17 protein-coding genes are annotated in these 24,904 nt (G+C 53.5%); 2 read left to right on the top strand and 15 right to left on the bottom strand.

The window, feature by feature from the left end; genetic code table 11:
• Positions 1-127: 127 nt before the first annotated feature.
• From asnB to VNX88_20365, 12 genes are all read right to left on the bottom strand, one after another.
• Positions 128-2,137 (bottom strand): asparagine synthase (glutamine-hydrolyzing), encoded by a 2,010-nt coding sequence (gene asnB / locus VNX88_20420; GenBank protein HWY71043.1) that lies wholly within the window; start codon positions 2,135-2,137, stop codon positions 128-130.
• A gap of 36 nt (positions 2,138-2,173) precedes the next feature.
• Positions 2,174-3,130, bottom strand: a complete 957-nt coding sequence (locus tag VNX88_20415) for a methyltransferase domain-containing protein (GenBank protein ID HWY71042.1) — start codon at positions 3,128-3,130, stop codon at positions 2,174-2,176.
• A complete protein-coding gene (locus VNX88_20410) occupies positions 3,127-4,290 on the bottom strand; it encodes a glycosyltransferase family 4 protein (GenBank protein ID HWY71041.1) in 1,164 nt (387 codons plus the stop codon). Before VNX88_20410 ends, VNX88_20415 begins: the two co-directional genes overlap by 4 nt.
• 11 nt (positions 4,291-4,301) lie before the next feature.
• Positions 4,302-5,105: a class I SAM-dependent methyltransferase gene (locus tag VNX88_20405; GenBank protein ID HWY71040.1), complete on the bottom strand. Its 804-nt coding sequence runs from the start codon at positions 5,103-5,105 to the stop codon at positions 4,302-4,304.
• A gap of 55 nt (positions 5,106-5,160) precedes the next feature.
• Positions 5,161-6,447 carry a glycosyltransferase family 4 protein gene (locus VNX88_20400; GenBank protein HWY71039.1) on the bottom strand — a complete coding sequence of 429 codons (1,287 nt, stop codon included), beginning with the start codon at positions 6,445-6,447 and terminating at the stop codon, positions 5,161-5,163.
• Positions 6,444-7,790 carry an O-antigen ligase family protein gene (locus VNX88_20395; GenBank protein HWY71038.1) on the bottom strand — a complete coding sequence of 449 codons (1,347 nt, stop codon included), beginning with the start codon at positions 7,788-7,790 and terminating at the stop codon, positions 6,444-6,446. The genes VNX88_20400 and VNX88_20395 overlap by 4 nt, the downstream gene beginning before the upstream one ends.
• Before the next feature lie 78 nt (positions 7,791-7,868).
• Positions 7,869-9,383: an oligosaccharide flippase family protein gene (locus tag VNX88_20390; GenBank protein ID HWY71037.1), complete on the bottom strand. Its 1,515-nt coding sequence runs from the start codon at positions 9,381-9,383 to the stop codon at positions 7,869-7,871.
• Positions 9,380-10,180: a class I SAM-dependent methyltransferase gene (locus tag VNX88_20385; protein HWY71036.1), complete on the bottom strand. Its 801-nt coding sequence runs from the start codon at positions 10,178-10,180 to the stop codon at positions 9,380-9,382. Before VNX88_20385 ends, VNX88_20390 begins: the two co-directional genes overlap by 4 nt.
• 73 nt (positions 10,181-10,253) lie before the next feature.
• Positions 10,254-11,072 (bottom strand): methyltransferase, encoded by an 819-nt coding sequence (locus tag VNX88_20380; GenBank protein HWY71035.1) that lies wholly within the window; start codon positions 11,070-11,072, stop codon positions 10,254-10,256.
• 111 nt (positions 11,073-11,183) lie between these two features.
• Positions 11,184-12,569, bottom strand: a complete 1,386-nt coding sequence (locus VNX88_20375; protein ID HWY71034.1) for a GNVR domain-containing protein — start codon at positions 12,567-12,569, stop codon at positions 11,184-11,186.
• A 38-nt stretch (positions 12,570-12,607) separates the two neighbouring features.
• The gene (locus tag VNX88_20370; protein ID HWY71033.1) at positions 12,608-15,424 is read right to left on the bottom strand and encodes a capsule assembly Wzi family protein; all 2,817 of its coding nucleotides are present in this window, start codon (positions 15,422-15,424) and stop codon (positions 12,608-12,610) included.
• Between the two features lie 6 nt (positions 15,425-15,430).
• Entirely contained in the window at positions 15,431-18,820 is a 3,390-nt protein-coding gene (locus VNX88_20365; GenBank protein HWY71032.1) for an SLBB domain-containing protein, read from the bottom strand.
• Between the two features lie 312 nt (positions 18,821-19,132).
• On the opposite strand from VNX88_20365, the gene VNX88_20360 reads away from it, so the two are divergent.
• Together VNX88_20360 and wecB are read left to right on the top strand one after the other, a co-directional pair.
• Complete coding sequence (locus VNX88_20360; protein ID HWY71031.1) at positions 19,133-21,268, top strand: Gfo/Idh/MocA family oxidoreductase; 2,136 nt, start codon at positions 19,133-19,135, stop codon at positions 21,266-21,268.
• A 24-nt stretch (positions 21,269-21,292) separates the two neighbouring features.
• Positions 21,293-22,441 (top strand): UDP-N-acetylglucosamine 2-epimerase (non-hydrolyzing), encoded by a 1,149-nt coding sequence (gene wecB, locus VNX88_20355; protein HWY71030.1) that lies wholly within the window; start codon positions 21,293-21,295, stop codon positions 22,439-22,441.
• Positions 22,442-22,488: 47 nt separating this feature from the next.
• On the opposite strand, the gene rfbD is transcribed toward wecB, so the two are convergent.
• The 3 genes from rfbD to rfbA are packed head-to-tail and all read right to left on the bottom strand — an operon-like array spanning position 22,489 to position 24,877.
• Positions 22,489-23,415: a dTDP-4-dehydrorhamnose reductase gene (gene rfbD / locus VNX88_20350; protein ID HWY71029.1), complete on the bottom strand. Its 927-nt coding sequence runs from the start codon at positions 23,413-23,415 to the stop codon at positions 22,489-22,491.
• An 11-nt stretch (positions 23,416-23,426) separates the two neighbouring features.
• Positions 23,427-23,966, bottom strand: a complete 540-nt coding sequence (gene rfbC, locus VNX88_20345) for a dTDP-4-dehydrorhamnose 3,5-epimerase (GenBank protein HWY71028.1) — start codon at positions 23,964-23,966, stop codon at positions 23,427-23,429.
• Entirely contained in the window at positions 23,963-24,877 is a 915-nt protein-coding gene (gene rfbA, locus VNX88_20340) for a glucose-1-phosphate thymidylyltransferase RfbA (GenBank protein HWY71027.1), read from the bottom strand. Before rfbA ends, rfbC begins: the two co-directional genes overlap by 4 nt.
• Positions 24,878-24,904: the final 27 nt, after the last annotated feature.

The raw sequence follows: 24,904 nt of genomic DNA, 5'->3' as shown, positions 1-24,904 counted from the left end.
AAATTCTGGCCCTCGATCCAATTGTCGAGGCGTTCGAGGGCCAGAGATAGTTCAGAACTATATGTGAGTGCTGCAGACTCACTAGCTTGGCTTGACTGGGCCACGAGTTGAGGATTGGGCGCGTAAATCAGCTCACCACCGGGGATGATGTTGCCAGGTTCGCAGTCATGGAGCCCACGACTGAATCACAAGTTTGCAGCGGACGATGCGAGTCAATAAAAGCTCGGTGCCACAGTTCCAAGGTGAGGAGCGCCCAAATGCGATAGCTGTTGTCCGCGCGCCCTTCCCGATCATCTGAGATCAACTTTCTAATGGCTTTGCGATCGAAATATCCGCGATCGCGCAACGAATTGTCTGAAAGCAGATCGTCGACCATCTCTCGCAAATCACGTCGTAGCCATGTCCGAATGGGTGCACCAAAGCTAGCCTTCCGCCGGTGGAGCACGCGTGCCGGAAGGAGATCCTTAACAGCGCGACGCATGAGGTACTTAGTCTCAAAGCGCCTGAGCTTCATCTCAACCGGAACGCGGCTCATGAACTCAACGATCTCATTGTCGAGAAGAGGAACACGCACCTCCACCGAGGCCGCGGAGCTCAGTTTGTCTGAATAGGTGAGATTAAGCTCCGGAAGAAATGTCTTTGTGTCGACGTAGAGCATGCGGTTCAGAAAATCGAGCCCATCAACCTCTCGGAAATACTCCAGATGTCGATCGCCAGCCACGGAACCTCGAAGAACTCCCTCCAGATCGGAGTTATAAAGCTGCATTTGCCCAGCATCGGTGTAGTAGGACCTAGTGAAAACAAACCGCTCTTCGGCCTCAAGATTTGCACCCTCCACCACCTTAGCCAAATAGCGGTGCACGGCAAGGACGAGACCCGGATTTACGCCCGCAACATGATCTTTGATTCTCGGCAACAGATCGAGAATGCCTTTCGCCGGCCGATTCCAGAACAACTTCGGAACGGCCCTGAGAGAACTGGCTAATGCGGCCATGGTGTAAACGCGATACCCTGCAAAAACCTCATCGCCACCTTGCCCGCTGAGAAGAACTTTCAGCTCGGAGCCAGCGGCTTTGCAAATCAGATAAGTGCTGATCGCCGCAGCGTCGGCCACAGGCTCATCCAAGTGCCACACAATCTTGGGCAGGATCTCTGCAACATCGGGGCTCACAACAATCTCGTGATGTCTGGCTCCAAGCTGCTTTGCCACCTCTCGCGAGACTTCCGCGTCTTCGTCAGACTGCTCCAGCCGGCTGTCCTCAGGACGATAGACAATCGTGTAAGTGCTCAGCGGCTCCGAGCTCGCGCGCGATGCTATTGCGGCGATCGTGCTCGAGTCCAACCCACCGCTTAAGAAAACTCCTAGCGGTACGTCACTGATCAGTTGTCGAGTGATTGAACGATTTAGAACGTCCTGTAGCTGTCCGGTAAGCTCCCGTTCGTCCTTCACCGGAAGGCTCTCATACGAAAGGTTCCAGTAGGAATGGACCAAAGGGCGCCCGTCCGACCATTCCATGTAATGACCGGGAGGAAGCTTGTAGACGCCCTTAAACAGGGTTGTCGGTCCCGGCGTCCACAGGAACGCCAAGTACCGGTGCAGAGAACCGAAATCTACTTCGCGCGCCACTTCGGGAGCGGCAAGAATGGATTTTATTTCTGAGGCGAAGAGAAGCCTATCGCCCATATGTATGTAGTAAAGCGGCTTGATTCCAAATCGGTCACGAGCCAGCACAAGTTTTGCAGGTCGCAAACGCAGATCCAGTACTGCAAACGCAAACATTCCGTTCAGACGCTTGAGTAGATCGATGCCCCACTGCTCATAACCATGAATGAGGACCTCCGAATCGGTATGCGAACGGAAATTATGCCCGAAGGCTTCGAGTTCTGCTCTCAGTATGGGAAAGTTATAGATTTCCCCGTTATACGTAATCCAGATCTTGCCATCTTCATTTGACATCGGCATGTGTCCGGCCGACGAAAGGTCGATAATGCTCAAGCGCCGGTTGCCCAGCCCAAATAGCCTGTCTGGCGAGACGTACACACCTCCATCGTCGGGCCCGCGATGTGTCATGAGGTCCGTCATGCGCGCCAGAAGACTTTCGTCGGCAAATCCTGCCGTACCACAGATGCCACACATATTGTTCTTAACTCTCGAACAGCACTGCGTCCCTGCTCATTTAGTCAAATAGACGAATAAGTACCACCCCAGCATGGAAGAAAGTCGTCGTTCAACAAAAAGTGGCACCCACTTGAAAGCAGAATACTTGCGGAGTGGAAAGTGAGCCACTTTCGTCTCCACCGCCGTAAACTGCCGAAAGATCGTGCGCACCATCCTATGGGTGTAAACGTTCGCGACCGGGCACGCAGGACCATCAGTAGCATGATGAACGAAGTTCTTGGCTTGCAGATAACTCCATCCCTGACGGAGAAAATTCGCATAGTGCGCGCGCCAAACCAACGAGTTCTGGTTTCCACGTAAGTGCAGCATCGGCTGATTTATTCGCGAGCGATCCTCGGAATGACGGCCAACCCGGAGGAGGACATGGAGCAGAATTCGAGCTCGCATGTATCCGAGAATGCGAATGTAATAGTTGAAACTGTGTTTGTGGTAGAGCATCACAATCGCCCTTCCACCAGGCTTCAACACACGGAATACTTCGGCAAAGGCTACCTTAGGATGCGGCGTGTGATGAAGCACTCCGTGCGAATAAACGAAATCAAAGCTTTCGTCCGAAAACGAAAGGGCTTCCGCATCTTCCACTTGGAAGCGCCCATTCAGTCCCAGAGCTTCAAAGTGGCTCTGCGTCGCACGAACGGCGGCGGGCGTCAGATCCACTCCAGTGTAGTCGGCTCCAGCACGGGAGAACAGCGCTCCATCAGCTCCGTTGCCGCATCCGATTTCCAATATCTTCTTGTCTCTTGTTTCCTCAAATGGAACAAGCTCGGAAATGTGCCATTCGGTCCGATACCGGAACGAACGAAACTGCTCGTAAAACTCAGAAGTCCCTCTTTCCGCAGCGACAAAATGCGAGCCGCACGCCTCGACGTTCCAGAACTCGCGCACATCAGAGACATGTGAAATACTCGTCTCACGATTCGGACCGGCTACTGGTTCGAAGCGGGGCCTCATGCAACATGCGCTTTCTGCTGAGCGTGTGCGCAGCCGTCCAACGCCCTAGAAAACACTCCCTGTAATCTGCTGGAGAACTTGTCGAAAGTGAAATCCTCGAGAAATCGCTCGCGACTCGCCTGTCCCATTCTGTGACGCAACTTGTCATCGCTCAGGAGTGTGCAAATTCTGTCAGCAAGTTCCTCAACGTCTCCCGGGTCAATCAGAAAACCATTTACACCATCTTCGACCATCTCTGGAATGCATGCCCACTTCGTTGAGATGATCGGCAGTCCGGCTGCCATTGCCTCTAAAATCACATACGGATGGCCCTCAAACGGATAGAAGGTAGGCAGGGTAAAGATAGTGCTGCGATCGAGGAGTTCGTATTTGCGCGAGGGGCCGACTACTCCCACAAAATCGGGCTTTGAATCGTTCGGAAGAGCCCGGACAAGCTGCTCGGCTAACTTGCGTTCCTCTTCCGAGTACCACTCGCCGGCAAAGATGCTGCGCGCGGGCCCAATTTTCGCGGTAACGAACTGTAGCGATCGAAGCAGGTCCAGCGTTCCTTTGCTCGCCATTAGTGTACTTAGAAACAAAATCGTCGGGCTCTCGTCGCGCCGCTTACTAAACACGGACCGTTCAAAGGGATCCGGTATGCCGTTGGGAATCACCGCAATACGGTCCGCCGGCAGAATGCCGTCGAAAGCATCCTGGATCTTTTTCCCCAGCACAATTGCACAAGCCGCATCTTTTAGCGACAGCCGAATGATCGAACGCATGAAGGCCGACGTCCGGCGGAAGAAAACGCCGAAATATCCGCCGTGCAAATGAACTATTACTTTCCTACCGGTTAGCTTCGCCGGCAGAAGGAACATGCAGTCGCGCAAAAATGGCAACCAAGCCTGCGAAATCGGTACATACACCACCGCTGGGCGTTTTCTAATGAGCAACCAAAGGTACCGAAGCGCATGCATCGCGGCGAGCCACAGGTTGCGAATGTCGAGCCTGCCAACGTTCGACAGTCCTCTCCGATCGGCCGTATCTAAGTGAAGGCGCTCATCTAAGTGAAGATGCCCAATGGAATTATCGATTGATCTGGCAACGAGCTCGGTTGCGACACTCATACCGTTGTAGGGAGGAGGACTTGGGCCAATGGTCAAAACGGCGGCTCTGGTCATAGCTTGAAAGGTTATCTTTCCTTGTTTTTTCGAACGGCACAAAGCCGGTTCAAATTGACCAATCGCTGACGAGGTATCCGGCGATTTCGACAAAAGCGAATCCATCCCATGTTTACGTCGTGCGAAGCGAGAACGCCACCATCGCGGAGGTGTTTCCAGACACACTCGTATTCCCAAAGCATATGATCCGGCAGATGGAGATCGTCGTGGAAGAAAAAGTCAATGCTTCCGAGTTCATCAAGCAGGCGGGGAAGAGCGGTTCGGACATCTTCCAGGATGAGTTGGTGACGCGAGCCAATTCCCTTCTTCAAATCGTCTGGAATTGCCCACCCAGCTCCACGTTGCGGCCAGGAGTATTGGCTGGCATCGGCGCACTTAAGTTGAGTGGCCCCAGCAACAGGTAGATCAACCGAGTAGAGACTTCCACGTCCATTCTCGATAAGTGCGGCCATAAGAAAGCAGGAGGAAACTCCTGCGGCGACTCCGGTCTCGATCAGAATTTCCGGCCGTAGTGTTCGCGTAATAGCGAAAAGGAATTTGCCCTCGGGCATGTTGATCCCGCCTTGGCCCCATTGTTGCGCCACTTTGAACACCACACGTTCGAGCGTGCTCGACCAGCGATCGAACCCGCTGAATGCCGCAACCGGATCGAAACCAAGCATTTCAACCATGGCAATTGGATCATCGACTCTTCTGCGCGCAAACTCCCACTTCGAATAGAGAAATTGGAGGCTCTCCACTGGACGAGTTCGGTAATAAGCTGAGCCAGCGATTTCCTTCAACGAATAGATCAAAATCGGCGCTCTCCTTGGCATTCCATGCCGCTGTCAGTTGCGCACTCTATGCTTGCAAGGTGGCGCAGTGCTTCCGTCAATGCCCGTGAATTCCCTGCGACATCGCATCGATGACACCACAGATATGCTTTGAAGTTTCGGCGTAGGGTTGCGCCACCTCAACACATTGATCCGGCAAGTAAGCGTTGTCTCGAATAACGCGGAGTATTCGATCCGCCATTTCAGACGGCTCACGTGATTGAACTAGGTAGCCGGTGATACCGTCACGAATCACAGCAGGAGCGATTCCCACAGGAGTTGACACAACGGGCACGCCGCAAGCCAAGGCTTCTGTAATAACTAGGGCCAAACTTTCGTGGAACGATGCAACCACAGAAACGTCGGCACAATTGAAAAGTATCGGCAACTGTGGTGCCGGTAAGTGAGGCACCTGTCCTAAGAAAAAAACTCTACTGGCAATGTTCAGCTCGCTAGCGAGGCCTTCGAGTGCAGCGCGGTCCTCGCCATCTCCGGCAACGGCAAGGAAAGCGTCGGGTTGTGCCTGCTGTAATGTCGAAAACGCCCTCAGAAGCAGGTCCACTCCTTTTTTCCATGAGAGCCTGCCAACATACAGCACCATTTTGCCCTGATCAGGGACGCCTAAGGAACGCCGAGCTTGGCTCCGATTCAAATCCGGAATCCTCCGAAATTGCTCCACGTCGATAGCTGTCGGCAAAAGATGGAATCGGTCTTTCTTCTTTGGAATCCGTCGTGTGTAAAGGTCGTAACTCTCCTGATCAATAACTATAAACTCGTCGGCCCTCTGAAGGATCGATCCTACCCACGCACGGTATGGATACGAGAACAGATGCGTCTTAAAAATCGGATAGCGTGAATATTCAGCGGCGCTCTCTTGCGTGCCATGGATGTGATAGAGAACAGGTTGACTTTTGTTCCAGAGAAACGGCAAAGCCTCAGGAGCATGCAGATAGAGGAGATCAAACTCTAGGGAACTCACCACATGCTTTTGGCGCAAGTAGCCCCACAGTGCCTGAAGCCTAAGCGGTATCAGCGGCTTGCGATTCGCGTACCGCTTCGCGTCGAAATGGAACAAAGGAACAAACGGGTATTCGCGGCCGTATATTTTGCGGTTGGACGGGCGGCCGACGGGTTCCTCAGGTCGAGTGCTCATGCCCAGTAGCCATATGTCGTAGTTTCTTTTCTGCGCGTACTTTAGGAAAATTTCAATTGTTGGCTGTCCGCCGCCTGGCGGATTTCCCTGGAAATCACTGCCAAAGACGATTCCAATGCGCAGCCTTCGTTCCGATTTGGGAGCCAGACCCGCGACGTCGACGGCATCTTTCGCAAGGGCCAGCTGAGTCATCGAACCACCTTTAATGCGAAACGTTTTTGTGAGCGGAACATAAAGATCGACAAAATGGCATAGAGATAGCTACTTGCAACGGGCGAAAGAACAAGGTCTGTGGTAAAACCCTCAATTAAGAACGCGAGTCCGACTAAAAAAGCAAGCAAAGATAGTCTGCGCTCGAACTCAGAGTCGGCTCTGTGCCAGGCTCTCCAGCTTCTCGATATAGCGCACGCTAGATACGTAGAGAAAGCTAGTAGTCCAAGTATGCCGGAACCCACTAAGAACCAGAGAAAAGAGTTCTCGGTCACACTGGATAACTCATAACCAAATGTCTCAAAGTTTGCGAATACTGTTCCCCAACCAAGGCCAATGATCTTATGCACCGCGTTGGCACTGGCAAACTGCTCAAGGGTTTTGGCCCACAAAAAGGTTCTGCCCGTCAGGTTTATCACATCCTCGCTAAGCTCCTTCTGCTGAAACGATACGCTCGATGCAATTCGCGATTGGGACGACAGACTGCTACTCAACACAACTCCAGCAATCGCCAACGCAAGACAGAGAGCCAGACCGTAGACAGCGCGCCGGTGCCCCTCAACCCACAGCCACAGAAAGATGCATAGAACGAGCAAACCACCGATTGTCCGGCTTTGAGTCAACACAATTGCGAGAACCAGGAACAGAAGAAGGCAAATTGTGATCAGTTTTTCTGAACTGGTTTGCACGTGCTTAATTGTGTAAAGTCCGAGCAAGAACAAAGAGAAGCAGACCTCTGCCAGGGTAGTCGCAACACCAAATTGCCCAGTAACCCGCCATACGTTTCCGATGTACTCCCCTTCTTTTAAGTTAAATGCCAAGATAGCCAGTACAAAGAAAGACGAATAAAACAAAGTTCGAATGAAAATCTCGATCTGTCTCTCAGTTTGAAGCAATGCTCCGAGCAACAAGGCAACAAGCAATCCCCAGCTTGTTCGCAAGAATCCATACACTCCCGCACCTAACCCACCGACTAGCCATGCAAGGCCAGTCAATGCGAGGAGAGCGATGAGCACGTTGCTGGGAAATTCCTTTACAAGACGAGGAACAAGTCTTCGTCCGAAGAAGAGGAGGACTATGGCAGTACTCACGGCAAAGATATTCTGCAGCGGCAAAGTGGATCTGTGCACATCCTTCGACAGCGCAGCGTCCAAAATTGGCCGCAATGCAAAAAATATGAGCACGAGCTTGGGAGCTGTAGGAAACGACTGCAACGGCGGAATCCACCACAAGATGGCACATCCGACAAGAAATGCGGCCACGACCGCGATGTCGGTCGGGGGAAAATTTAAGACTAGTAATAAAAATGTCAACGCGGCGCCCAAAATTGCGAGAGAAAGTACGGATACGTTACTGAAGGGGAGAAGATCGCTGCGACCTGGCTGACCTGTACGCAAGAACATTTAGTCGACTCGAGATATTTTTAGAGCACCCAAAGCTGCTTTCTCCGGAAGGCCGCGCTTCAGAGCTCGAAGAAATTGCAAAAAACCAGGATCCTGTTGAAACCACAGGAGCATCAAATACAGTGCCAACGATAGACACGCACCCGCAGAACAACGATGGCCGGGAGAGACGATCGACCGAGTTGCGAGAACCGCAACCACGGCGCTCACACCAGCAGAAAACGCGTAGCGCGCGTAACTAACCCATTCGAACAAGATTACAGTCCTGCGTGCGAACCATTGATACAGCAGCACGTCTCCAACGAGCCATGCGACCAACGATGCGAGCGCCGGCCCGTTTGCGCCGATTTTGGGCGCAAGAGAGGCGCTGCCGACGACAGCGATGAGCGCAATCACACCCTGAATTTTCGAAAGATCTCTCAGTCCCTCGCCTACTAGCAGAATTCCTGAAAACGTGGTCAGAAGCATCTGCAAAAGGTTTGCGACAAGACAAATGCACATAGGCAAGGCGGCACTTGCATAGCTGTCCCGCACAAGAGCTGCGATGATGCTGCGAGAAAACGCTGCAGCGGTTGCCGCGATCGGCAAGGCCACCATGAGGAGATAACGCAAAATGGGCAAGATCAAGCTTGCGGTCACGTCTGTGCCTTCGAGCAAACCGCGTTTAACGATGGGCATGAGAGGAGTCACGACAACCATTCCCAATACGGCAGGAATCATGCCTAATGTCGTCGCGACCCTATAGATACCTGCAGACGCGTCTCCGGAAAGATAAGCCAGAATTAGCAGCCCACCCTGGGAAGCGATTCCAGCCAGAGTAGAAGCCAGGGTCGCCCAAGTTCCGAAATGAAGCATTTCGCTGGCAAACCGCGGTGAAAACCTCGCCGTCGGCTGTTTGAAATCAAGCAGAAACGCTGGAAAACCGAACACAAAGTACGACACGGCCAATGCAAAAAGCGGACCAGTGATATGCATCCCAAAGTTGACCAGTACTAAAGCAACACTTATCCAGCCAATTTGGAAGACGATGTTAAGAAAGCTACCGACCGCGAATTTACAACGAGCGTTGTAAACACATACGATAATGCCGAACGAGGAGCTCACCAAGAGCAATCCTAGGTGCGAGCCGTATCCACGAAACACCTTCGTGGCAACATCAAGCACCCAACACAGAACTGCAATTAGCGCGGAAAAACTAAGTCGAATGCACAATGCGGTCCAAGTAATCTCAGCTGTCGATCCCAAGTTCTCTGGGATAAGTTTCTGCAGGGAGTATGCGATGCTCCAGTCAGCAAAAAGAGAGAGAACTCCGTAATACGCCATTACGAATGCAAAAATGCCAAGCTCCTTAGGATCGAGCCAGCACGCGAGCAGGATCGTCAAAACACTCGGAGCAAGTCGGCTCACGGAAATCGCCAAGCCGTTCCAAGCGCTACCTTCAAATACTTGCCGCAAGAGCGACGTGCCTCGGCTAGCTGACGTGTGAGTCCCCGGAGATCCAAACGGAGGGTTCATGAATAAGAATTAGAAGTCGTCCTTCGATAGCGCGACAAAACATCAGCGCTAGGTTTACTCGTCGCGAGCGCAAGATCGGTTCCGCGGATTTGGTACACCTTTGTACTCTGAGCAATCTGCTTTAGTACTTTTAAGACCTGAGGAGTGAAGCAATCATGCCAGAGCACCCACCCATCACTGGCAATACACTCGAAAGCTCGGCAAGAATCGCCGGCGACGTAATCTTCTGTGTGCGCACCATCAACAAAGAATAGGTCGATTGCTCCTTCAAAGCTTGAAAAATCGAAAATTGCAGAATCACCCCAATACGTATTGGTCTGCTCACGAATAGCGAATCTGTCTATCAAGTGTCCTGTCTTATAGGGTTCTGTGATGGAGTGGGCGGTGAACGAGCGTGAAGTCCTTGAGATTTCATGATGATCATGTGGAAGGTCTAAGGTATGCATCACGACGTTCGGACCGGCGTTCTTCACGAATACCACAGTGCTAAGTCCTTCAAAGGTCCCGATCTCGAAGATTGCCCGTGGACGCTTTTTCCTTGTCAATGCGGCAATTGCCGCGAGATCACCAGCAGGCGAAGAACCTGATCGAACGTGTCCAAGCGGCAGGAACAACGGTTCAGCAAAATCGCGTCCCAAAATCTCTGGTAACTCAATCGTTTCAACCGGTAATTGCGCATAAGGTTGATAGGCCTCTTCCACTTCGCGAAGATATTCCGTAAGACGATCAGGCCTTGTTAAAAGGCGTAAGGACTTGAGGTTTGCAGCTGCAATTCCTCTTAACGCTTTCTGAACCACTGAAAATCCCAACCTTTCATGAGTGCCTGTCATGTCGAAAAATGCAATGCACCGACCTGCAAACAGTTATTGGCTAGCGGCTGCCGCTGGAGCGAGGGACTTGAGGACTCCTAGCGATGATCTTGAACTCCTGCCTTAACTTGAGAATCCTATTGACGTAGCTTGTCACTCTAGTTCTGGCGAGCGGATATCTGGAGTGTTCCACGATTTGGAGACCCTTGGCTCGTATCAAGCGAACAATAGCCGAGTCGTTAACGCCAGCTCGTGCGTGAAATTCTGCAATGTCACCCACGCTCGCTACTTTTCGCCCAAATTGCGGATCAGCGCTTCGAGTAAGTTTTCGCAATCGACGTACCGCACCTGGGATGAAATCTGAAGGTTCATGCAGGAGCTTAGCCACACCTGTGTCTAAAGAATCGAAAGTGTCAGTGAGGACAGGATGACGGGAAATAACCGGGTCCACATTGGTGTACAGAAACCCACCGGGAATAAGTCGGTCAACAGCGAGATCGATCACGCTTGAGTAATCGTAGATATGATGTAGAACCGAATGAAAGCCGATCAAATGATACTGAGGACCTGGCTGGGACAGGAATTCTTCAATCGAGAGATTTACGAGAGCGGCGGTACATCCGCGGGCAGCGATTTTTCTTGCCATCAACTCTAACATCTCAGACGATACGTCGACAGCAGTGACGGACCAGCCATGAGCAAGCATAGCTAGTGCCACGGCTCCAGTCCCCGCTCCGCAGTCTAGGCACCGAAACGGTCCTTGATCTGGGGAAAAACTCGACACGATTTTTTCAAGGTCCTGCCTTAATGCCGGATTAAGATCGTGCCCCAATACGGATGTCCAGCAACGGTCATATCGACTGGCCAGACCGCGATACATTTCAACATTCGCCGCGATGACTCCGGATTGAGGAGCTGAGGAATTCACTGGCATTTCTATGCGCAATGGTGAGCTGAGCAACGCATCCCTTCTTAAACAATGAATCGAGGCTTAGAATCTGCGGCGAAAGCTTGTTGCGCGATCCTTTCTGTCGAGGTTCAACGCATCACGTTTGCGAGACCAGTGAAGGAGGTTTGTCTTTATCGTCATAAACACCTCCTGAGCGAAGAGCTTCCTCGCATCTGTAGGATCGACCTGCATCCATCTCGTGTGCGCAATCACCCAGAGCACTCCCAGCAGCAAGGACAAGACCGTTCCGACGACCATCATCAACAATCGCGGAGGAAAAGATTTCTTTTCGGGTACGTTGGCCTCGTCCAAGACTTTAACGCTGGGTATGTCCTTGGCCTCTTCGACCTTGGCGAACTCATACTGTTGGGTGAGGGCTTCAAAAACAGCTTCACCTACTTTCGTGCGCCGATAAAGATCGGCGTACGTTACTCCAAGCAGGGGCAGCTTTCTAATCGACGGATAAGTCGATTCGCCCCCTTCATTCCCTTGCAGCATCGCATCCGTACCACCGAGCCTCTCGAGTTGCTTGCGCAGCTCCGCGATCTTGGCCTGAGCGGCCTTCACGCGAACGTTGTTTTCGGTGTAGATCTGACGATAACCCTCCAGCTCGGACTCAGTCGCGATGAGTTCTGCCTGCAGGCTCGCGGCGGCTGTCACCATTGCCTTTCCCTGCTCTTTGATATCGATCGCTCCATTCTTGCTGGAGAATTGACTGAACTGCTTTTCAGCATCCTCGAGATCCTGTTGTACCTCCTTCAGCCGTTCTTCTAGAAACACGCGCTTGCGATGCGCAGCAGACGTGCTCAGCTGATTTACTACTCGGTTCAACTCTGAGGCATATTCCTGGGCTATGGCAGCGGCGCGCGCCGGATCCCGGTCGGTCGTGCTGATAGTCACGATCTGACTCTTGCGATCCAGAGTGAGGTCGGTATTCCTCTCCAGTTCCTTTCTTGCATCCTGCAACAATCTCACACCGTAGACTTTGCGAAGATCGAACTTGGTCACGAGCTTGTCCTGGACCGCTCGGCTTCCCATAACCCCTATGAAGAGATCTGCGGAACTCTTCATCCCTAACAAGTCGCCCGCCATAGCTCCGATGCCCTCACCTTTTCCTGTTCCTGTTCCTGCGAATGCTGCCAGGGCTGCCGCCGCGCCTAACCCACCTTGCTGGTCTGGTGGCATAAGACTAACTGTGGATGTGTACTGTTTTGGGATCAGGAAGACCAGAATAGTACTAAGGAGAAGTCCTAAGCCTGCGACGCGAGCGAGAAATTGGCGATGGTCCCAAAGCAGATTCAGTTTCTCGACACCTGACCCCTGTCTTCCTTTGGATAGCAGTTCCGAGAGAGACTCATCCCTCGAAGGAACCTCCACTTCAAGAGGGCGATCGATTGCGGGAGTTAGGCGGTGTGCACCCTTATCCACTGAAGCTGCTCCTCTCCATCAAACCTGTATTGCAGTTATCAATTTCTGCCCGACCCACGTGAGGGCGTGTACATGATTTGCAACGATGTCACAAAATTGCTTTGCGGCTGTGCCGCCAGCAGAGGAAAGCGCCAATGCTCATACTGCAGAAGCGCGGAAGCCATGACATCACTCCTCAACGCAAAGTTCGCGCTCACACTCTCGTCCTGATAGCGCCCACCCAAGAGAAACTCTCGATCGACAGTGGCCTCGCGATAGCCGAATTGAAGCCAATCTTTCCCCGTCAGCCACAACCGTGATGTGGCGAAGACGCCGCGGCCTTCCCGTCCGATCCAATTCCCAAGGATATTCCCATCCTTGCGATATCCGCTCAAAAACGTGAGATTCCAGTAGAAGTATCCCTTGGGAGCAAAACTGGGTATATCCGTGTAGACGCCTTCGACCCGCAGGTCCATCTTGGGGAGCTTTGGCAGCTTCGCCATATAAATTCCAGGATGCATGGCCGTGCGACGCGGAATGAACACCGGCGTGATCTCGTCTTCACTGAACTCGTCCAAATAGAAGGATACCCAGTCTCGAACGAAAGGCAGGCGATAGGTGATGTCGAATCCGGATCGTCGATCGCCCGGCTTGCTGGAGGAACCCTGAGGAGTGTTACCAAGCGAGAACGTGTCCAACCAGAAATACCGAGCGGTAAGCGGATATCCGGTGCCGCCAAAGACGGCCGTTCGGGAAAAGCCTAATTCAAAATTTGGCGTCGGTTTGAACGTGAACCGCTGGCCTTGAACAAAAGGTTGGGTGCCCAGATGGGGTCCGTTCAGACCTCGTGGCGAGAGAAGGTAGTTGTAACCATCCGTTTGCCCCACGAAGACTTCGTAACGCATAGGTCCGAACAACTTTGAAAGCAAAGGCACATTCACCGGCGACACGCTGCTAAGTCGCGCCATATTGAGTGGCGCAGCATTGTCGGAAAGCAAGAAGGCTCCGCCGCTACCGGGCCCCCACCAGAGGCTTTGCTGTCCTAGTGTGAATTGATTGCCTCCGAGATTGAATCCCATGTAAGCGTCGAGCACCTGGAACCGATCCTGTGCCGGAAAGGGCCGTTGAAGCTCCGGAGTCAGGTCAACCGCACTCATGGAAGACATTTGCTGAGCCGTGTAATCCGGGTTTCCCGGCGCGTGCTGATATTCACCGCGAAAATAGAAAACCAGCGGGCCGGAAGTTGCGCGGGCGGAAAAGCCCGTGATGCTATTAAACCCACGTCCGTACGGTCTGCCGTAATCGTTATAGAGGGTCTGGCCGAAGTGGTATCCGTCTCGCAGCACAGGTCCAGATATTTCCGTTGCCCGCGTGTACACCGATTCCAGAGCAAGGCTCCGGTTATCCGAGGTTCCGGCCCAAACTTCAGCTTCGCGTGCGAACTCCCGCTGCAGCTCGTCAACCATCAACCGAATACTCGCAGAAGCATCAAGTGCATCCGCATTTTCAGCCGCCTCAGCCGCGATGCGAGCGCACTCCAGGCGTGTGAACGGTCGTTCGGAATCGAAATTGGTGTGCACAAAGCCGAGCGCAGACAGGCGGTCAATGACGGGATAGACCCAGCTCTCAAGCGGAACACTCGCAGAACCTGAGTGTTCGGCACCCCTTTGCCGCTCGCGAACAAAAGTACCGTATTCTGCGCCAGGTAGCTCGGGGTCGTGGTGGTCGCGATAGATCTTTCTCCCAATAAAGTAGCCGAACGCGCTGCCCACCAAAACATCCGAAGCATAGTGCTGCTGCGCGGTAATGCGCGCCACCGACACAACGGATGCCAGACCGTAGGAGGCAATCTGCATGAATGGGTTCGGATATTCGCGTGCAAAAACGGCCGCGATCGCCCAGCTGTCAATGGCGTGACCTGATGGGAAGCTACTCCCTCCTTTGCCAATGTGCCCGAAATGATCGCCTTCGAACGGCCGCTGCCGGCCAACAACCAACTTCAGCGCTTCGGCCACGAGGGTCGCATTGATGAAGGCGTCGCCAGCGAGTAGGCCAGTTTCGCGCTGGTGATCATTGTGACCAACAAGGCCGAGGCCGTACATCGCAGCACTGGCTCCAATGAAGCTGTAAAGCCCAAAGTTCGAGACTTGTTTGCTCGTATCGATCCGACCTAAATCGACCGCTTGCTTGGAAAGGTTGCGATCAGTGGCGATGAGACTTCCGGTCACAATTCCGAATGGCACGGCCCAGGTCGCATCGCCGTCACGAAGCTTGAACGGGCTTGCCCAAATGTGCATTTGATCGAAAGCTAGATTCTTCAGGAAGTTGGCTTCGGTGGTCGGGGTGCGACCGGGTTCGTAGGCGCGAATGGTCGGCTGCAGAAGTGCGCCATCTGCTGTGCGGCGAAGCTGCTTGCAATATGCGTCGGTGCAGGACGAGGGATTCACCGCTACCGTTGGAACTTGAGGAATCTGCACCTCTTTCCTGCTCTGCATTGACACGGGCTGCACCGTCTCTTGCTGAACAGGGGGACCAGCAGATAAGGGATCTGTACTCGCGCTTCCTCCATATGCATTTCCTTTAGCGGCACTCCCTCCGTTGTCAGCCTGCTCGCCCTGTGCTCGTTCCCTTTTGGGAATCTCACTATTCTGATTGGCCACAACTTCGTCGCCTTGGGCGAGATGCCGCAATGCCTCCTTGTAGCGCGTTCGCGAATCCTCAGTCGAGGAGGTCGCGCCGGGCGAAGGATCTGACGCGGTGGCCTTCAACCGCTCGCGATAAGCCTCTCTTGAAGCGGAAGCATCGGCACTCTGCCCCCAAACCGGATGATTACAGGTAATCATTGCCACCGCGAGAATCGGAATGGAGAGCCGCACAGAGATCTAGAACACTCCTACAGCTTTGGCAGTGACGGCTATGGAGGAAATGATTTGCGCCGATTCAAGCATCGTCTTGAATACCGGTGTTCCGCCAAGGAGCTTTTCTGGAACAACTACAGTATCCCCGGGACGAAGAACGGTGCTGAGAACGCTCTGATGCCAGAAACCGCTTGTGCCGCCTTCGCGTCCGATAATTGAACCACCAGCCCGAACCACAAAGATCGATTTCTTGTTTGCCAGTTCAGACACACCTCCGGACTGCTTCAAATACCAGTCGGCATTCTTTCCTGGCTGGTATGTAACCGCCGTGGGGTTATAAACCTGTCCGGTTACCATTACTTGCGTGGGACGCTTTGGAATTACGATCACGTCGCCTTTCCTCAGCTCCACATCCTGGGGACCGTTTTGCCACTTGGCGATGTCACTCGTGATGTGCACCACAAGCCTTCCGACTGGAGGTTCGTTCTTAAGGCGATCGATTAGCTGCTGCTGCTGCAGAGACGCAGACTGCGCGACCAGAGCGGCCTCGGCCGGGCTTGTGCCCGGCTTATATTTGGGTTGGTTCGCGCTCTCCGATTGCAAGCGCGAGATCAGATCGAGGCGATTCTGCTCTTCCATTACGCGCAGGGAATCGCGACTCAGGAAAATCCCCTCCGCGTACCCATCCGGTGCGAAACCGCCAGCGCGCTTCAAAACGGAACTCAGCCGTTCTCCCTCTTTGATGCCGTATACGCTGGGGTGCATCACCTCGCCTTTGATGTTGACCGTCGCACCAATATTGTTGAAGCCCGCAATCGGTCGAATCGTCAGCGTGTCCCCGTCCCGGAGTGGGACATCTGCATCTCGAGAAGCGAATGCCTTCGCGATCTCTACCTGTTCGTGTTTTCCCTCTACCTTTGCTCCATCCTGAATAACATATCGCGAGAGGTCCGCGAGATCGGTATAGGCGCTTCGCTTGAAACCACCCGCCAGGCGCACCAGTTCGCTCGCCGTCATTCCGGATCCAAGCGGATACTTTCCTGGCCGCTCGACTTCGCCTTCGACCATCACGGAGGCGGGATCGGCTTTCGTGAGGTCCCGGTGAATAATCAGGCGATCTTTCGGCAGAAGCAGGAGATTGTTGGCAGGGTCGCCCCTGAGCGCCGCCTCCAAATTGATGCTCGCGACTTCAGTCTTTCCATTCTGGCGCCGAAAAACTTGCGCATCAGATAGAAGCGCGTCAGCGGTTAGACCTCCTGCGAGGTAGACCGCATCGCGAATGTGCAGATCGCCACTGGTTCTGTGAATGCCCGGCTTGCGAACCTCGCCCGATACCGTAACCTCCGGCGGGTCTTCAAAATCGTAGCGACTGAACACGCGAATCGTGTCCAGCGGTTGCAGGAGCAGGTCGGACTTCGGATCTCCCTTTAGAGCCTCATCGAGATTAAATGCAATCACGGTTGGTCGAAAGTCGGGAGCAGAAAGACGGATGATCTCCGCATGACGACGTGAAGGCTCAGGAAGCATGTCGCTGTAGGAATGGAGCAAATTCGAGATCTTGATTCCTTCGCGATAGCCATATTTGCCGGGGCGAAAGACGTGGCCATCCAAATATATCGCCTGCTGAGCGTAAGGAAGAATGGGGAAGATCCTAATGCGATCCCCATCCTGCACTTTGAATGAAGCCAGGGCTTTGGTCACCTGGTCGAGGGTGTCCGCCCCCTCGGGCAGATCGACGCTCAACATCGTGCGACTCTGATGTGCTTGTACTCGCTCGATCTCTATGTGACGCAGGGCTGCTGAGGGAAGAACGCCTCCTGCAAGCTCAAGAACCTCACCCAGTGAGCTCTCGCGGACCAGCTCGTAACGAGCTGGACGACGAACCATGCCATCAATTGCAACTTCCGGTCGGACTGGGGGCACCTGAATGGAATCGCCAGCCTCAAGCCGCTTAACATCGGAATTCACTCCATGCAGCAACAGATCGTACAGGTCCACTTCTTCGAGCAATTCTTTCCCTCGATAGTGCCGCACGACGCGTAGCGATCCCTTTGATGTGGGACCTCCCGCCAAATACACAGCATTCAACGCAGTCGACAGCGAACTCACATCGTAGGGACCGGGCTTAGTTACATCGCCCACCACGTAGACACGAACCGTGCGCAACCGTGCCAGGGAGATATCGGTTTGAACATCACGAAACTGATTGCGAAGCTGTTTCTGGACAGTCTGCTGTAATTCGCCGAGCGTCTTACCAGCAACGAGAACTGTTCCCACTTCGGGAAGCGACAGTCGGCCTTCACGGTCGACCACCCGCTGGAGGCGTTGGGAAACGGAGCCCCACAGATCGACGTTGAGGCCGTCGCCAGGACCGATCACATAATCAGGACCAACGGGGACATCCATCGGAAGCTGATCTAGATTGCCCGTTCCATTCTCGAATATGCTCGCACCGAAGCGCTCCAGACTCCTGCCTTGAGCCGGCGATTGCTCATACAAGTCGTAGAGAGACGGCACCATCGCATAGGGGTTGGGCTTCTTGCGAAACGTGCGGTCTGAATCCTCTGCTGCAGAGCCTTGCACAACTCTAGGAGTCGATGGACGAGGTTGGTTAACACCAGCAATTACCTCACGCTCAGACGGAAACGCCGGCTCAGGGGTTATCGACGGGACGAGAAGAGATGACTGAGTCGTCGACGACCGACTCGAAAGGCCCGCTGTGCCAGAAGCTCCTCCCATTTCCGCTGAGGCAGTCAGCAATTGCGGTAATTCACTCGGACTGACGCGCGGCAGGGTACGATCGTCTGGACTAAGACTCCCCGGTCCGCCGTCTTTAAAGCTGGGCTGCTGTGGAGAAGGTCCGTTCCCGGATGGTGCGCCAGCGCGCACGGCGGGACCCTGCTTCGCTTCCTCGCCTTCCCCTTCCCTCTGCTTTCTGTCCTGGCGATTGCCTTCGCTGGCCTCAAGCTGTTCTACTCTGCGCTGGGTGAGTCGTGCTTCGAACGCTTCCTCGTCCGTGGGCCTAAGGCGTAGGTAGTGACGCTTTTCGATCTCGTCGCTGGCAATCTTTCGAATGGTGAACTCATCCCGAATCAGACCAAACAGCTCGGTATCGCCAAGATCTTCCTCTGCTAGTAACCTGCCCTGATCCAAAGCCTTTTGGATCAGCACGCGCTTGACCTGCAGCTTGAGTGCAGGCTCCCTCCGAAGCAGTTCCACGATTACATCAGCGCTTAGGGCGGCATCCGCGTCGGGCGTGGCACTTCCGCCCTGCTGAATAGAACGGTAGTTCTGCAGAGTCGAGTCTTTATCTCGAGCTTCTGCGTAGGGATCAATCGACTGAGCGGAGCAAAGGGGATGAGTAAGAAGGATGAGGAAAAAGGTGGAAACTGCGGAGAAGGGGGAGATCTTCATCGTTACACAGAGTACCAACAGATGTTCGCGTGCACCTCCTAGCCACTTCCAAAACGAAAAATCCGCTTATTACGTTTGGATCAAAGCGGCTGAAGGAGGAAGCAGTTTACCACACCGAGAGCTATGGATTTAAAGGCTTTAATGACTTAACCCCTGCTTCAGGATCATCGAAATGAAGTTGAATATCCAGAATTTAAGCAATACTTTGTGGAAACCGCAGCGGAGGGCCAAACCTCGAATTGTGCTGGAACGTTGCTGGTATTCTCGGAGCACCGGATGTGAACCACCATAATCTCAGGTGATTAAGGAGAAATGAAACAGGCACTCGTCAAGAATGGCGGCGTCATCGTACAGGAAGTACCTGCACCACAGGTCAGTCCTAAGAACCTACTCGTTCGCGTGCACCATTCCTGTGTAAGCGTAGGCACAGAGATGGCAAGCGTCGGCAACTCCGAACTGCCTCTGTATCGGAGAGCCCTGAAGCAGAGGGAACATGCGAAGCGAGTGATCGAGCTGATGCGCGATCAAGGCGTGAAACGAACGCTCGATCGAGTGCTGGGGAAACTGTCGGCCGGACTCCCAATCGGGTACTCGGCCGCGGGCGAGGTGGTTGAGGTCGGAACTGAAGTCGCCGAATTTGCTGTTGGCGACCTTGTTAGCTGCGCCGGGGGAGGAGTTGCCAATCACGCTGAATTCATCGATGTTCCAGTAAACCTCGCAGTCACGATTCCATCTGGAGTGGGCACGGAACTAGCTTCGACCGTCACGCTTGGCGCAATCGCCATGCAGGGAGTGCGTCGAGCTAATCCGACGTTGGGTGAAACCATTGCTGTGGTTGGCTTAGGCATCCTGGGGCAATTAACTGCGCAATTGCTGCGCGCCAATGGATGTCGAGTCTGCGGCGTCGATATCGACGCAGATCGCGTTAAGCTTGCGCTTGATCACGGAATGGATTTCGGGATCGACGCTTCCAGCGAGAACTACGTCGATCGCGTCTATCGTCTCACCCAGGGCTTTGGAGCCGACGCTGTAATCGTAACCGCGGCGAGCGCGAGCGACACGATCATCAGTGAAGCGATGCAAGCGTGCCGAAAAAAAGGACGAGTCGTGCTGGTCGGAGACGTCGGTTTACACCTCAAGCGCTCGGACCTTTATAAAAAGGAACTCGATTTCCTCATCTCCTGTTCTTATGGACCCGGACGTTACGATTCGGTGTATGAAGAGGGAGGACAGGATTATCCCCTCTCATACGTGCGCTGGACAGAAAACCGCAACATGGAAGCCTACTTGCAGCTGCTTGCGTCCGGCCGAATTTCTGTTTCTGATTTGGGAATCCGAAAGTACTCGATCGATGATGCGCCGCAGGCTTACGACGCTCTGAAGAACGGCAATGAGCGCTCACTGATTGTGATCCTCGAGTACGCACAGCGCGAAGTCGAGCCGACCCGAACCGTAAGCCTCAGAGCCCCCATCAAAGCCGGCAGCAGGATAAATGTGGCTTTGGTTGGCGCCGGCAACTTTGCCGCAGCGACACATCTCCCGAATTTAGCAAAGCTGAAAGATCGCTTTGCTCTTCATTGTGTAATGACCCGCACTGGTGCGAATGCTCGGGCTATTGCCGATCAATTTGGCGCTTCTTATGCGACCACTGAGTTCGAGCAAGTTCTCGCCGATCCAGCAATCGATCTCGTGCTCATCGCCACGCGGCACAATCTACACGGAAGCATGGTTTTGAGCGCACTTCGCGCGGGGAAAAACGTGTTTGTGGAGAAACCCCTTACGCTGAATCCCGACGATCTGGAAGAGATACGGAGTTTCTATCAGACCAAAAGCAACGGGCCACTGTTGATGACTGGATACAACCGCCGCTTCTCGCCACCCATGAAACGGATAAGCGAAATCCTGAAAGAACGGGTCACTCCAATCATCATCAACTACCGCATGAATGCTGGGTACATTCCTCCAGATCACTGGGTGCATTCAACGGAAGGAGGCGGTCGAAATTTGGGTGAGGCATGTCATGTGTATGACCTTTTCAATTTCCTCACGGAAAGCAGGGCAGCCAGGATTAATGCGCTATCCATTTCTCCGACGTCCAAAGAGTTTGTCAAGAACGAGAATTTCGTCGCCACCATCGCGTATCAGGACGGTTCAGTTGCTACGCTCACCTACACAGCTCTGGGGAGCAAATCGCACCCCAAGGAGACAATGGAAATCTTCACTGACGGCAAAGTACTGTCGATGGTTGACTACAAGTCTCTGACGGTTGCAGGAATAAAGTCTGGCAACTGGAAATTGATGACGCAGCAGAAGGGCCACATGGAAGAAATGGAAGCTTTATCAGATTGTCTGCGTCAGGGTGCAGCGTGGCCTATCTCACTTGCGGAACAGCTAGAGGCTCCACGAATAGCTTTCGACGTTGAGCAGCAAATCACTCACGGCCGCTGAGATTTCGATGCTGAGCGATCGGCGATGACCAGAGTCGGACTGGGGAACCTTGCATTGAAGATACTGCACGTTGTTGGAGCGAGACCCAATTTCATCAAGGTGGCGCCGGTGTGCCGAGCTCTGTCGGAGAACTCGGTCGTTGAGCAAGCAATCCTACACACGGGACAGCACTACGACGTCAATATGTCGGACGTGTTTTTCGAACAGCTCGGCATAGGGACACCACGGTTCAATCTTGGAGTCGGATCAGGATCCCATGCCCAGCAGACTGCCGAGATCATCAAGCGATTTGAACCTATTGTGATCGCAGAACGTCCGGACTGGGTGCTTGTATACGGGGACGTTAATTCAACGGTTGCAGCGGCTCTCGTCTGCTCCAAAATAGGAATCAAATTAGCCCATGTGGAGGCAGGACTGCGCTCGTTCGATCGCACAATGCCGGAGGAAATCAACCGCGTCTTAACCGATCATTTAGCAGATCTGCTGTTCACTCCTTCAGAGGATGGCAATCGCAACCTAGCGCGCGAGGGTATCGCACCTGAAAGAGTACATCTCGTCGGAAACGTGATGATCGACACATTGATCAGGATGCTGCCGCACGCGGCATCCGCGGTTCCAGCAGACATTCCCGAAAGCTTTATTTTGGTCACGCTGCATCGCCCGTCGAATGTGGACGACGTTGATTGGCTCGCGGATATGCTCAGGACCTTATTAACGTTGTCGCAAAAGCTTCCGATTGTGTTTCCGATCCACCCGAGGACGCGAGAACGAATGCGGGCTGCGGGATTGGGAGTGGCTGAAGGAAGAATCCGTTTCATGGATCCTATTCCTTACCTGAGCTTCTTAGGTTTGCAGCAAAGGGCAAAACTGGTCATAACGGATTCCGGCGGGATTCAGGAAGAAACGACCTTCTTGCAGGTACCGTGCCTTACGGTTCGTGAAAATACCGAACGCCCGATTACCGTGAGCATGGGTACAAACCAACTAGTTGGCCGCGATGTGGGTAAAGTCGCCACCGCTGTCACCAAACTCCTCTCGGGTACGCTGAAACGAAGACGAATTCCTCCGCTCTGGGACGGACATGCGGCGGAAAGAATAGCAGCGGTACTTACACGAGAGGACGTGAGCAAACGGGTGGTGTCAATACCTCAATGTCAGACGTCCCTAAGGTGATTGTGCGGAGAGAACCAGCAGAAGAGTTCTTTGGCTCCGGGTCGCCTCTAGTTTATTGACTGGCATCTAGAAGACTCTTCCGTCGCACTAAGCACTGCCAAGACCCCCGCGAGGCAGTCTCGCCAATGCGGCATGACCACTCCAAACTTGGATCTGAGCTTTTCGCAACTCAAGCTCGAGTTCAATGGACGTCGAGCGGGAGTTGGGTACTCAGATGTCGGAATCGCGTGCAACTGCGGAACCTTGTGCAACAGCTTCGGGGATGCTTGCTGGAAGATTTCTCCCGCAAAACCGAACCAAGAAGTCTCGCCGCCGGCTGTGAGGTGATAAGTACCTAAATTCTCATCTGCCCCTCTCGCATTGAAAACCTGCTGCAGCACCTCAACCGTAGCTCGCGCAAGCGCTTCACTTGATGTAGGAGCCCCAATCTGATCGTGGACGATCCTGAGCTGGTCGCGCGCTCTTCCTAGCTTGAGCATCGTCAGTAGGAAGTTGGTCCCGCGGCCGCTGAAAACCCAACTCGTGCGAAAGATTAGGTGTCGACAACCTGTGCGTCTGATCGCCTCCTCGCCGTTGGCTTTCGTTTTCCCATAAGTGTTGATGGGGCAAACGGGATCCTCCTCAGTGTACGGACCCAATTTGGTTCCATCAAAAACATAGTCAGTCGAGTAATGCACCAGAAGTGAGCCGGCTTGGCTGGCCTCTTGTGCAAGCACCTCAGGAGCTCTCGCATTGATGGCTTCAGCCAGGGCGCGCTCCGACTCGGCCTTATCTACTGCGGTGTATGCGGCAGCATTGACGATCACGTCAGGACGCACGGACCTGACGACCTGCCGGATGTCGTCAGGTCGAGTTAGATCCAACATCGCCCGGTCAACGGCGGTAACCTTCGAGACCTTCTCGAGCTTGGGAAGAATGTCGTGACCCACTTGACCGTTTTTTCCGATTAACAATGTGTTCGGACGATGATTCACAGACTGATTCTCTATTCGAACAGTTCAGCCTTTGAGAGCGGGAGTCCCTGTTGGTCCTTCACAGACAAAATTGGTCGTGCCGTCGGCCACGGTATAGAAAGGACAGGATCATTCCACAGCAACGTCCGCTCGTGCTCTGGGGCGTAAAAATCTGTCGTCTTGTACAACACCTCGGCCTGATCTGAAAGAACTAAGAAGCCGTGAGCGAATCCCTCGGGAATCCAAAGCATCCTGCGATTCTCAGCAGATAGCCTCACGTAAACTGCCTGACGGAACCTTGCCGACTTTCTTCGACAATCGACTGCGACATCGAATATCTCGCCGCCTAACACGCGAATCAACTTTCCTTGCGGCTGGTGAATCTGGTAGTGAAGCCCGCGAAGCACGTCCTTTTTTGAAGTGGACTGATTGTCCTGAACAAATCCGTTCGAAATGCCAAGTTTGCTGAATGTCGCCTGGTTGTAGGCCTCGAAGAAGGCCCCACGAGCGTCTTTGAAAACTCTTGGCTCGACGATCAGTACATCGGGATGCTCTGTTGCAGTTACCTTCATTTCTGCGCAGAGACTGCAAACGTTAGCTTAGCCTCTGGTTCGCTCAAGACCTGAAGCAGATATGCGCGGTAGTCTTTGTTCTGAATGGACATCGCCGATCGCTCAAGGTGAACCTCATCAATAAAACCGCAACGGAATGCGATTTCTTCCGGACAGGCTACCTTCAGCCCTTGGCGTTTTTCGATTGTCTGAATGAAAAGCGCTGCTTCGACGAGCGAATCGTGCGTTCCGGTGTCAAGCCAAGCGATTCCGCGGCCCATCACTTCCGCTTTCAATTGTTGACGGCTCATGTAAGCGCGGTTTACGTCGGTAATCTCGAGTTCCCCGCGAGCTGAGGGTTTTAGGCTCGCGGCGATATCGACCACTTGCGCATCATAAAAATATAAGCCGGTAACCGCGAATCGGGATTTTGGGTACTGCGGCTTCTCCTCAAGACTAACTGCGTTCCCATTTTGATCCAGTTCAATCACACCATATCGTTGCGGGTCATGCACTTGATACGCGAACACTGTAGCTCCTGATTCGCGTGCTGCAGCATTACGCAGCATCACGGGCAGGTCGTGGCCATAGAAAATGTTGTCACCCAGGACAAGAGCACTGCGATCGTGCCCAATAAACGTCCGTCCGATTAGAAAAGCCTGAGCTAGTCCACCCGGGTGGGGTTGGACCTCGTAGGAAAGATTCACGCCCCATTGGCTTCCATCTCCGAGCAAATCACGAAACCGCGGCGTGTCGGTGGGTGTGGAAATAACGAGAATGTCCTTTATGCCCGCAAGCATCAGGGTGCAGAGCGGGTAATAGACCATCGGCTTATCGTAGATCGGCAGCAGCTGCTTTGAGACAACATGGGTTACGGGATAGAGGCGCGTTCCCGAGCCGCCCGCTAGTATGATTCCTTTTCTTTTCTTCACTTGTATTCCACTTCTATTGGGATCGAC

It is taken from the genome of Terriglobales bacterium, from assembly GCA_035567895.1.
Lineage (GTDB): Bacteria > Acidobacteriota > Terriglobia > Terriglobales > Acidobacteriaceae > Gp1-AA112.
Note: the sequence above shows the minus strand (reverse complement) of the source record. Positions and strands in the feature narration are given on the sequence as shown.

Coding starts and splice junctions, on each gene's coding strand:
- wecB (HWY71030.1), top strand. CDS start 21,293: ATGACCAGAGTCGGACTGGGGAACCTTGCATTGAAGATACTGCACGTT.
- VNX88_20365 (HWY71032.1), bottom strand. CDS start 18,820: ATGAAGATCTCCCCCTTCTCCGCAGTTTCCACCTTTTTCCTCATCCTT.
- VNX88_20400 (HWY71039.1), bottom strand. CDS start 6,447: ATGACTCAGCTGGCCCTTGCGAAAGATGCCGTCGACGTCGCGGGTCTG.
- VNX88_20405 (HWY71040.1), bottom strand. CDS start 5,105: ATGCCAAGGAGAGCGCCGATTTTGATCTATTCGTTGAAGGAAATCGCT.
- VNX88_20360 (HWY71031.1), top strand. CDS start 19,133: ATGAAACAGGCACTCGTCAAGAATGGCGGCGTCATCGTACAGGAAGTA.
- VNX88_20380 (HWY71035.1), bottom strand. CDS start 11,072: ATGTATCGCGGTCTGGCCAGTCGATATGACCGTTGCTGGACATCCGTA.
- rfbC (HWY71028.1), bottom strand. CDS start 23,966: ATGAAGGTAACTGCAACAGAGCATCCCGATGTACTGATCGTCGAGCCA.
- VNX88_20410 (HWY71041.1), bottom strand. CDS start 4,290: ATGACCAGAGCCGCCGTTTTGACCATTGGCCCAAGTCCTCCTCCCTAC.
- VNX88_20415 (HWY71042.1), bottom strand. CDS start 3,130: ATGAGGCCCCGCTTCGAACCAGTAGCCGGTCCGAATCGTGAGACGAGT.
- asnB (HWY71043.1), bottom strand. CDS start 2,137: ATGTGTGGCATCTGTGGTACGGCAGGATTTGCCGACGAAAGTCTTCTG.
- VNX88_20390 (HWY71037.1), bottom strand. CDS start 9,383: ATGAACCCTCCGTTTGGATCTCCGGGGACTCACACGTCAGCTAGCCGA.